The 1,926-nt window shown below is 40.4% G+C and carries 4 protein-coding genes; all 4 read left to right on the forward strand.

Annotation, left to right across the window (positions count from 1 at the left end):
* Nucleotides 1-317: 317 nt before the first annotated feature.
* Genes F607_RS0126575 through F607_RS32145 form a run of 4 tightly spaced genes read left to right on the forward strand, consistent with a single transcriptional unit; the run spans nt 318 to nt 1,829 of the window.
* On the forward strand, nt 318-731 hold the full coding sequence (locus F607_RS0126575; RefSeq protein WP_027710412.1) for an N-acetylmuramoyl-L-alanine amidase: 414 nt from the start codon (nt 318-320) through the stop codon (nt 729-731).
* The gene (locus F607_RS0126580) at nt 721-1,131 is read left to right on the forward strand and encodes a 3TM-type holin (protein WP_027710413.1); all 411 of its coding nucleotides are present in this window, start codon (nt 721-723) and stop codon (nt 1,129-1,131) included. Before F607_RS0126575 ends, F607_RS0126580 begins: the two co-directional genes overlap by 11 nt.
* Nucleotides 1,132-1,147: 16 nt before the next feature.
* The gene (locus F607_RS32140) at nt 1,148-1,375 is read left to right on the forward strand and encodes an HP1 family phage holin (RefSeq protein WP_157365623.1); all 228 of its coding nucleotides are present in this window, start codon (nt 1,148-1,150) and stop codon (nt 1,373-1,375) included.
* Between the two features lie 46 nt (nt 1,376-1,421).
* Nucleotides 1,422-1,829, forward strand: a complete 408-nt coding sequence (locus tag F607_RS32145; protein WP_051311876.1) for a thiol-disulfide oxidoreductase DCC family protein — start codon at nt 1,422-1,424, stop codon at nt 1,827-1,829.
* Nucleotides 1,830-1,926 lie beyond the last annotated feature (97 nt).

The raw sequence follows: 1,926 nt of genomic DNA on the forward strand, positions 1-1,926 counted from the left end.
CTGACATCCCCTGTCCCTTTGAATTTGTTTCGGCAAAACAAAGGTTGGGGTCAGGGGTTGTCATTTCAAACTAATAAAAGTCGAGCATCGCGTAATTATACTGTTATTTAAAACCAATAAGTCACAAATCCCTATCCCCAACAAATTGACACTTGATTACTAATTTTATACCCTTATTTCTATAGTTGGATAACCCTGCCTACATGGCGGGGTTTCTTGTTTTTGCCTCTTTTTTAGACAATTCACTGTACTTCTAATTATGTTCTTAAAGCTCACTCAGGTGGGCTTTTTTTATGCCTGTAAGAAAGGAATTCACCATGAAGATTACTCAACTGGTTGTCCATTGTGCGGACACACCAAACGATAGAGATGTAACCGCTGAAGATATTCATCAATGGCACATTCAACGGAAATGGGCTGGAATCGGTTATCACCGTGTTATACGACGCAATGGGGTTATTGAGCAGGGCCGTCCTGATTACTGGGAAGGTGCTCATGTAAAAGGCTATAACTCGACAAGCTTGGGTGTGTGCTTAATTGGTCGTGATCAGTTTACGGATGCGCAGATGCAAAGCTTGAAACGGGTATTACAAGAGTGGAAAGCGAAATACCCGAATGCTGAGGTTTGTGGGCATCGCGACTTAGATCCCCATAAAACCTGTCCGAACTTTGATGTGAAGACTTGGTGGAAAGCTGTTAGTCAGAAGGAATTAGTCAACGATGAGTATTAATAAATTAATTCCTGATATCGCTGGTTCCATCATGAATGGATTAGATGATTTATTTACCAGCGATGAAGAACGGTTAAAAGCCCATAATAAAACCTTAGAAACACTCAACCAGCCGCATATCCTCCAAGCCTTAACCACGTTAGAAGAAGCCAAACATCCATCCATTTTTGTATCGGGTTGGCGTCCTGGTTTAGGCTGGTTATGTGTCGGCTTACTGACGTATGCCTGGGTGTTAAGAGACTTAATAATAATTGCATTATCCCTTGCTAATCGTCCCGATGTGGTGGAAATGCTTCCTACGATTGATACCAGCCAGCTGATTACTTTGGTCTTAACTCTACTGGGATTAGGAGGTATTCGGACCATGGAAAAGATGAAGGGTGTTGCGCGCCAACGATAAACAAATGGTTACTCCGATGATTACCGAAAAAATGATTTCCAATGCGCCCTATGCAGCGAGTACGTTTACTATCATAGCGGGTTTTACCGTGAGAGATTGGGGCGTCATTATCGGAGTAATTCTTACCTTAATTACCGTCATCGTGAACTGGGTGTATAAGCATCGGCAGGATAAGAGGGAGACAGCAATTTTTAATCATAAAATGAAAAACAGCACAACTAATAAGGTTAATAGCATTTATTAGAAAATGTGTTATTTTGATAATAACCAATTAGTTTGCGAGGTTAATTATGGATCAGTCTATACCTCTAACCCTCTTTTATGATGGAGCATGCCCATTTTGTATGAGAGAGATTGCTTGGCTGCGTCAGCACAATGACAAGAAATTTTTATCATTTGTTGATATCAGTGAAGCTTCATTTAATGCTAATGATTATGGGCTGAACAATGATGAGGTCAACAAAGTACTTCATGCCCAGTGGGCTAGCGGTGAAACGCTCAGAGGAATGGAAGTTACCCGTGCTGTTTACAATTTAATTGGTTTAGGATGGCTAGTAAATTTTACAGGCTGGCCTGTGTTTAACTGTGTATTTGATAAATTATATATGTCATTTGCAAAACGTAGAATTTTGCTGGGTAGTATATTTAGCGCTTCTACTAATAAATCATGCCCCATTAATGGAAAGAAACATGAATAGTGCTGTCAGCAGCAATGTAAAACTGACCCACTAGCAGCAATCGAATTTTGACCCACCTGAGTAAAATACCACCGTTTAAGCTTAAGTGTGTGGTATC

Origin of the sequence: Zooshikella ganghwensis DSM 15267, assembly GCF_000428585.1 — a bacterium.
Classification (GTDB): Bacteria; Pseudomonadota; Gammaproteobacteria; order Pseudomonadales; family Zooshikellaceae; genus Zooshikella; species Zooshikella ganghwensis.

Bases quoted from the DNA above. Each gene is read 5' to 3' on its own strand.
- F607_RS0126575 (WP_027710412.1), top strand. From the start codon at position 318: ATGAAGATTACTCAACTGGTTGTCCATTGTGCGGACACACCAAACGAT.
- F607_RS0126580 (WP_027710413.1), top strand. From the start codon at position 721: ATGAGTATTAATAAATTAATTCCTGATATCGCTGGTTCCATCATGAAT.
- F607_RS32140 (WP_157365623.1), top strand. From the start codon at position 1,148: ATGATTACCGAAAAAATGATTTCCAATGCGCCCTATGCAGCGAGTACG.
- F607_RS32145 (WP_051311876.1), top strand. From the start codon at position 1,422: ATGGATCAGTCTATACCTCTAACCCTCTTTTATGATGGAGCATGCCCA.